The following is an 8,649-nucleotide window of genomic DNA, read 5'->3' on the forward strand; positions in this document are numbered from 1 at the left end:
AAGTAATATTGTCAGGTCATCAGTTGGACTGAAAAAAGCCTTGTTAGAGGGGTCAGTATGTCCAGCGGAGGGGTCAACTTCAACATTATATCCATAGACGGGGGAACTGCGGAAACTTACTGCGAAAAGGATAAGAAAGGTAAGATTATAATGGGAGCTTTTGGTGATACTGTTGAGCTGATAAGAGATAAAGACCAAAGAATAGATTTGCTAATTTTAACCCATGTTGATAATGATCACATTGAGGGTCTTACTACTTGGTTCGAAAATGATCCCCAAGCGACTGATCTTATAGGAACTGTATTATTTAATTCAGGGCAGTTGATTTTTGAATATTTTAGAAAGCCGGATATATTAGAAAATCATATCATTTTAACGCCCTCTTACGTGACTGATACAGGGATTGTCGAAGGTGTAACTTTTGAAAAAACAATCGGTGATGCCGGAGTTTGGACTAGGAAGATTATTAAGGCTGAACAAGTGATTAAGTTTTATGGGGTTGAATTAAAAATATTATCGCCTGATGAGAGCGGACTTGAAGCTTTGCTAACTAAATGGGAAAAAAAAATGCCTGAAAGTGTGACTTCAAGACCAACAGACTACAAACAAAGCTTACTCTCTCACATTGAAAATGATCTTTTCGTCAAGGATAGATCGCCTCATAATGGCAGTTCAATTGCTTTTGTATTAACTTTTAAGGGTAAAAATATGTTATTTCTCGCAGATGCTCATCCTGAGAAGATCATTGCCGGCCTAAATTATTTTGGCTTTACGGAAAAAAATAAATTGGAATGTGAGTTTGTGAAAATGGCTCATCATGGTAGTAAGTTTAATACTAATGTGGAACTTTTACGTCTTATTGAGTCACCTGTTTATGTGATTAGTAGTGATGGTTCGGGAAGCGCCCTTCCCCATAAACAATGTCTTGCAAGATTGCTTAATGAGAAAAAAACTCTGAGTCTCTACTTTAATTATGACCACTTAGCTGAAGAGATATTTTCTAAAGCAGATTACGTATCATTTCCAAACCTTGAAATATTGCCTATTGATCACGAATTTATAATACATGAATAAGTTACCCATTTTTACTGTCAAGGTGGGATCTGGTAGTGGTTGTTTATTTCAACCAATGTCTGATCAATATTCTTATGTATTAACCGCCAGGCACGTTATTAAAGATTCTCCACTACCCTTATCGATAGTTAGGCAAACTGTTAATGAAGAAGGTGATTTGGTGAACGAAGAACTCGAGATGATAGGGGAACCATACTATCATAACGATTTTAAGAATATTGACGCAGCCATCATAAAAATTCAGAAGGTTGATGATAGTATTACTGAATTGTTGCGATTGGATAAGCCTTTTGCTGCATTGGGAACCTTTGTTTTGGCAGGTCACCCTAATTCAAGAAGTAGAGAGGATTTCTCTTATCGTGACAATAATCTTACTCTTAAGATAAAGAAGCCCTTAAACTACATTGAAGGTGAGTTAGAACGTGTGGCCACGCATAAAGAAATCGTTGGGCAGTCTGGTGGTGGCATAATAAATATAGATAATGGACACTATTATCTTGCTGGAATACAAAAAAAAATGTCTGTTCCAGATGGGCAGGAAACCTTGGGAAGAATCGATTTTATGCCGATGGCTTTCTTTGACGAGATAGTCGCTGTTAATGATGATCTAATAGAGCTGCTGCCTTATTATCTTACCTCCTTCTCGTTATTAAAAAATCAGGTGATGAAGATTGAAAATTGCCTAGTACCAGGAAACGTCGCCTACACCAGGGATTTTTTGAGGAATATCACAGACAAAATTGTCAACAATAATCTTACACCACTATTCGTAAAGAATTTTTTCAATGAAAAATTGCTAATCGGGAATAAGCCAAGTAAAAATGATTTGTTATCAAAAGAACTTTGGATAACTTGGCTCGAGTACCTGATCATCTTAAATTTAGTGAAGGATAACGATATTACCGAAGGCACCTTAGAAGAGAACTTTAATTCCTTTAGGATACTTTTTTCTAACACAACGAAGGACTGGTCTGCACAGTTTAAAGAAATTACACAATCGGATTTTCGTGGCTTGTCACAAAACGGATGCATAATCGTTAGTACAAAATCCAAGCCGGATAAATATATCATCCCATCTAACGCAATAGATGACATTATTCGTGCTAATAATGTTCAAGCAGTGGAGATGCTTATTGATGAAGGGGTCGAACATCCTTTTAAAAGTTATAAATTAATACATCTATATGCTTTTCAAAAGAAATGTATCATTGAAAAGGAAGAAGATTATCGTGATTATAATAGTTTGTCGGAACAGGAATTAATAGCAAAATTAAAAGCAGAATATGAAGAATTGCTCAGACACTGAGAACGTGAAATCCATAGAAAAAATATACCCAGGTGTAAAGGTCGGCCTTTATCAGGTATCCTTTTTGGGTACTATTAACGTATTTACACTGTTGTTTCCAACGGAAAATCTTCTGAAAGAACAATGGAAAGATCTTTACAGCTCCATTGCTGCGTATTTTCAGGCTGACTTGCCCTCTTCTGCCGAATTTGAACGGTGGAATATGTATATTTTCTACGTCTGCCGTGAATCAGTTGAAAAAGAACTGCAATATAAGATTGAAAATGATAGGTTTGCATGCAGGAAAATTGTATTAGGGAATTATAAAGAAGAGGTAAATGACGAGGCAGTGGAAAAAATAATTAGCCATCATATAACAAATACTGATCTGAATATAACAGCGACTGTTCAAAATAAATCGATAACTTTTAAAAAAGATGAACAATTAACAAAGCTGATCAGTACACACAAATTGACCACTACCAAGAAAAATGCCGAAACTGATATTCAAAAAATACTAACTGAACTAGAAGAGAAGTATAATAATGAAGTTTAAAAAAGTTGAAATACAGGCTTTTAGGGCTTATGATAAGGTTGAAAATGGGACTTTCGACTTTTCTGATCAAGAAACTGGCGAAATAGCCGACTTTATTTCTATTTATGCACCAAATGGTTTTGGTAAGACCTCTTTCTATGATGCAGTAGAATGGGGATTTACCAATAACATTAATAGATTTCTCAGGAAGCATGGTAAGAATGCTGATGCTGCAAAAGCCGAAAGAACTTATAAAGCAGATTTCGGAACTAAAGAAAAGCAGCATATTATTCGTAATAAATTTTCCGATCCAGATTTGGAAGGATTCGTAAGACTTTCTACAACTGTTTCCGATAAAACCATTGTAAATACTATTCCTGATGTTCGATCAGGTCAACCGGATTTCAAGTTTAAACTGTCGGAGACAAAGAAAGGTACAGAATATTTTCAAGACGTTTTACTTTCCCAGGAATGGATAGATGCTTTTCTTAAAGAGGATGATTCAAATATACGATATGAGAAATTTATAACCTATTTCGGGGATAAAAATCTGGATGAGTACTATAAAAACGTTGTCGGTTTGATCAAAGCTAACGATGTTAACATCACCAGTTTAAAAACTGAACTTCAAAAATGTCAATTGAAGTTGAATTTTGAAGGTGACAAGGACATTTTAAAGAAGATCAATTCCCATATAGATTTGTTGAATCAGGATAATTTGGGGTTTAGAAGAATAGACACTGATTTCACTGATAAAGACTTTCTAGAATTATCAGATTTAATTGATACTCGAATGTTAAAACTGAACTTTTCACTCGAAAAAGTCATTGAAAATGAAAAGAAAATCGAGAGTTTGTTAATTGGTTCAACAGAAGAAGCTGGTATCGCCGAATATATAGATGCTGCTAAAAAAATAGCGGAAGGAATTAAACAGTTAAATGAGTTTCAAAATACTTTGAAGCAACTGTTAGCGACGAAAACTGATAGAAGCGAGTTGGACAAGATAAATAGGAATCTTGAATCGTTGTCGAAGCTGACATTAGAAGCAAATCAAATCAAATCGGCTTTTGGTAAATACGTTACCCAGATTTTTCAACAAGCTGAAGTTTTGGCTTTATCAAAGGCGGAAGGTGAAAAGCTTGTAAGTGAACAAAATAAATTATTAATATCAGATCTACAGATAAAACGGGGGGATGAACGAATTAAAATAATACTTGCAGAAATTGAGGAAATGCGTCAACAATTCGTAAATCCTGAATTAGAAGAATATACAAGATTAGAATTGATTTCAAAGCAGTCTCAATTTAACAAAGAGTTGGAGGAAATTACTAAAGCTCTGAATGGGAGAAAAGCTGAGAAGAGTGCTTTGTCGAATGGCTTAGCTGAACTTAAACGAGCCCAAAGTTGTTTCATTGAGCATAAATTTTCATTAATTCCACAAGATCTCCGCACAGAATTTGCAAAGCAGATCGCCAGTGCGGAAAAACTCATACAAAGAAGGGAGAAAATTTTGTTCGAAATAGATGGAATTCAACGGGCAATCACCCAGCAGGAATTGTTAAGTGAGGATATCCAGCAGTTTATTTTAAGAGGAGCAGAAATAGTTAATAATGCCAAAAGTAATCACTGTCCACTATGCGATAGTGAATTTGAGTCATTTGAAGATTTGACCTTTGCCATTAATAACAACACTGCACTCAGTCAAGTGATGCAAGCCTTAATTGAAGAAAGATCGAATAAGGGAGAACTTTTGGATGAAATTAGCAATCGTATAGTTTCCGAACTAAAACTTTTGGCAGATCGTATTGATGGTTTGATTAATAACGCAAATTATGAGATTAAAGTGCGAGACGAACTTATTGAAGGACTAGATAATCAAAGCAAAAATTTACAGAAAAAAATTGAAGATAATACCGAAGCATTGGTCAAATGGTCAGCTAAACTACAAGGTTTGACACCAGACCATTTCAATTCGAATAAACAGACCACGATAGATTTGCTAACATCTGAGCTATTAGAATTACAAACTACAACCAAAAACATTAGGGAAGAAATCGCGATAGTAGAGAAATCTATCAACGATCTTAAAAATAGTGTTGCCGAAAGAGAAGAGACATTGAGGCAATTACGGGAGGATTTAGAATACTCGTCTGTTGTATTATTTTTTCGTAAACAATTTCCCGGAAAAGCTATTTCGCTAGAATTATTGGATGAACTTATAGCAAAAATACAAGAAGATCAGAAAAAGGCAGATTCTAGGAAAAGTCATCTCACGAAATCTTTGGAGACATCAAATGGCCAGAATCTTTCCATATTAATAGATGAAGTAAATGCAGATATCGTAAAGCGTGAAAGATTAAATAGTGATTTGTTAAGGGTTATCAACAAATTTGAACAGTCTGCAGAATCTCTTGCGCTAAAATTTGAAAGATCGATCTCTTTAGAACACCTAGAATTCCTCCTAAAAGATGAAATGGCAGATCTTAAAAAACGCATAGAGATGAATAAAGTTACTACGCAAAATTTACTGCTTCTGAAAAGGCTTCAGGAAAACGTAATGCCTTATTTAAATCATCAAAAATTTGTCAAAACAGCAGATGGGTTAGAAAAACGTATTAAGTTACTACGGGATAAAATCGGGAAAAATTTATGTGTAGAAAGAGATCGAATATCCAAATTTATACATGAACAGGTAGAATCTTTCTTTTATGAGGATCTGATAAATGTGCTCTACCGAAAAGTTGATCCACACCCTGAATATAAGAAAATCAAATTTAAATGTGATTTTAGTAATGACAAGCCTAAGTTAAATGTTTTTGTAACTGGAGAAAATGGAGATAACCCGCTGGTGCCAAATTTGTACTTCAGTACGGCACAAATGAATATTCTAAGTCTCAGTATTTTTTTAGCGAAAGCATTAAATGCTGAGGATAATGATGGAAATCCTGTAAATTGTATTTTTATTGACGATCCAATTCAATCAATGGATAGCATTAATATTTTGTCAACAATAGATTTATTCAGAAGTATTGTTGTCAAATTCAACAAGCAGATTATTCTGTCCACTCATGATGAAAACTTTCATAACTTACTTAGAAGAAAAATACCGGCGTCGCTGTTCAACGCAAAATATATTGAGTTAGAGACCTTCGGAACTGTTCGATCAACTTATTAACGATTAATATTGTTCATGCAACCTACAAAAACGACGAATAGGCTACATTTTTCAGACCTTGATCCTTTAAGATTTGAGGATATCTGCTTTATGTTGGTAAATGCTAAATGTAAGGGAATAAAACTGGAACATACTGGTCGCACTGGAAATGATTCAGGAATAGATATTAAAGGAAATATTACGCTACCTTCTGGTAAATCTGATGTTTGGATAATCCAATGCAAAAGACAAAAAAGTATTTCTGGAAATGAATTAAAAGTAATTGTTGATCTTATTGAAGCAAGTGGAGTATCACACGATAAGCTTTTGATAATTGTATCTTGCGATGTGTCGAAAAGAAATCGAGAAATTCTGGAGGTACATTGTAAATCTAGGGGAATTGCCATTCCCGAAATTTGGACCGCTACAAATTTGGAAACTTATCTTTATGAGTATCCAAAAATACTTAAAGTGGCATTTGGTATTGACAAAGAAAAAGAAATAAAGAAAAATGTTCAACGGCTAAATCGGGGCTTGAAGATGAAGGAACGGCTGCTGAAAGCGATTATAGATCATAAATTTATTAAAGCCCCAGCTAATGGAAATTCCTTGATAAATAAACCTAGTTCGAAATTTATTTGTGAGGAAGTTTATATTAGGGCAGTGGATGATATTACTTACGGTACAGGAGTCTCCAGTCCATCGGGAACGTTTAATACATCTTACCGAACGTTTTTTCATGATATATATTTTAATGGTGTCGAATTTCTACTAAATGCAGGTATAGGTTCGTTTGTTATCATGGATGATGATGGTTACTGGGAGCCAGTACATACTTTTTCTGATCCGCGGCTCAAGCAGGCTAAATATAAGGTTATACCTGCAAAAATGATCGGCCGCATTCCTTATCATAGAATCGTTAATTTCATTAAGGACGGTGATGAATATACCTCATGTCCGCATCTTTTTTGCCAGTTTGACGGTTTGGACGGAATGCCTTATGAAGAAATTTACTACAAGGAAGACCATTACAAAACTGGCGGGATTGGTTGGGATTTTGATCGTAAAATGCAGACAGTGTTTGGTCCCGAAAGTTAAAATCTATAATCTGTAAGTTTGTCTTGTTAAATAATATTCTTCTCTGGCAGGGAGAAATCTGAAATACTCACTTAAATGTGATTGGGATTTCCGCCGTGCTAATACGATTGCTTTCTTTTGATGGGTGCTGTCTCCTTTACAAGGGAAGTCGACAATGGTATATTTGTCCCCCTTTGCGAAATTTAGATGTCAATATAAGTGTTTTATTTTCAGTAGTATGTGTTTCGGACGTGGTGTCTAAGACATTGCTCAAATTACCTAACTTATGACTGAGCCTAGTATAGGCTTTTGGTTGGCGGCACTAAATAGATAATTAATTTCATTAGACGCTTCATTCAATTATCCCAAACTTAATGATAATGAAATAATAAATCCTTAAGATTAGCTATCTTGATTTTATCAAATATTTCCAAATTTACACTCAGGCCTTAATATGAAGCTATTCTTCGTCTATTCGGTAATGTTTGAGAAAAAAAATCAGTGCTTCCATAGGATAAAAATGCTAAAATAAATTATATATTATTTTTAAGAAACAATGCGATTGAAATTGCAAAGTATTGGACAGTTTTAATATTTCTGATATAGATTGAGTATTTTAGCTCCTATGAAACCTACTAAATATTTTTCTTCGGTTCTACTTCGATTTCGTTCTCATGATAGATTTCTTTATCGCTTTGCTGATAGAAATGAACTGGATGGATTTTTTACAGAAATAACCGAAAGATTGAGGAATTGTATGATCTATTTAATTTGCAGTAGGCCTATAATCTCGATTGTACCAGAAACATTTAAGAAAGATGGTGATCAATTTAAATTTGACTTGAAATTTCGAAATGATGGTGCTGAAACCCCCGGGATTAATAGCAGATTTTGGAGGCCGGGTAAAAGTTTCAGCTTATCCCTATAACTCTATTTTAAACTATGATGAAAATGGAAATCTTGTTTCAACAACCCTAATATCAAATTTTGTTCATTTATTGCAGGGAATTCCAGATGTAATCTCAAACCATGAAGTCCTTTACGTTGGAAAAGGAACATCTGATTGCGCTATTGATAGACTTGACGGACACTCAACTTTGGAACGTATTTTGGCTAATGTTTAAGGAGGTTGCAATTATTATATATAATTTCAAGATGCAGAAGGATATTCTCCAAATTCCGAATATTGGAAAATATGCTGAAATACGTGGGCCAAAGGCTAAAGCACATTTTGAATGCATATACCGGAGCATGCTGCCCCCCTGATTCCGGACATAATTTAGGATATCATGTTTGTTTAAGCGCTGCTATCGCATGGCATTCCGTCAGATAATGACCCCTTTGTTGTTCAATCAGTATGATATTTGGAGGCATTTTTACCTCTCCAAGTAATATCTTTCTGTTTAACAACTTATATTCCGGAGCATATTGGTTCTTCCCCACTTTTGGTGGTCAAGACGGAGCGTATACTACACGTTTCCTCAATAAGTCAAACCCCGCTCTACCATACATCTGCCTCTTAAT

6 protein-coding genes are annotated in these 8,649 nt (G+C 34.8%); all 6 read left to right on the forward strand.

Annotation, left to right across the window (positions count from 1 at the left end; genetic code table 11):
* The first annotated feature begins 150 nt into the window (after positions 1–150).
* The 6 genes from L1283_RS27975 (at position 151) to L1283_RS28000 (ending at position 8,249) form a co-directional block, all read left to right on the forward strand.
* Positions 151–1,074, forward strand: coding sequence for an MBL fold metallo-hydrolase (locus tag L1283_RS27975; protein ID WP_429626773.1), 924 nt, complete (start codon positions 151–153; stop codon positions 1,072–1,074).
* Positions 1,067–2,380: an ABC-three component system protein gene (locus L1283_RS27980; protein ID WP_088160835.1), complete on the forward strand. Its 1,314-nt coding sequence runs from the start codon at positions 1,067–1,069 to the stop codon at positions 2,378–2,380. The genes L1283_RS27975 and L1283_RS27980 overlap by 8 nt, the downstream gene beginning before the upstream one ends.
* A complete protein-coding gene (locus L1283_RS27985) occupies positions 2,358–2,915 on the forward strand; it encodes an ABC-three component system middle component 1 (RefSeq protein ID WP_088160836.1) in 558 nt (185 codons plus the stop codon). Before L1283_RS27980 ends, L1283_RS27985 begins: the two co-directional genes overlap by 23 nt.
* A complete protein-coding gene (locus L1283_RS27990) occupies positions 2,905–6,069 on the forward strand; it encodes a hypothetical protein (protein WP_088160837.1) in 3,165 nt (1,054 codons plus the stop codon). The genes L1283_RS27985 and L1283_RS27990 overlap by 11 nt, the downstream gene beginning before the upstream one ends.
* A 15-nt stretch (positions 6,070–6,084) precedes the next feature.
* On the forward strand, positions 6,085–7,146 hold the full coding sequence (locus L1283_RS27995; protein WP_286768320.1) for a restriction endonuclease: 1,062 nt from the start codon (positions 6,085–6,087) through the stop codon (positions 7,144–7,146).
* An 833-nt stretch (positions 7,147–7,979) separates the two neighbouring features.
* Complete coding sequence (locus L1283_RS28000; protein ID WP_286768319.1) at positions 7,980–8,249, forward strand: hypothetical protein; 270 nt, start codon at positions 7,980–7,982, stop codon at positions 8,247–8,249.
* The last annotated feature ends 400 nt before the right edge of the window (positions 8,250–8,649 follow it).

It is taken from the genome of Sphingobacterium sp. HSC-15S19, from assembly GCF_050433745.1.
Taxonomy (GTDB): Bacteria; Bacteroidota; Bacteroidia; order Sphingobacteriales; family Sphingobacteriaceae; genus Sphingobacterium; species Sphingobacterium siyangense.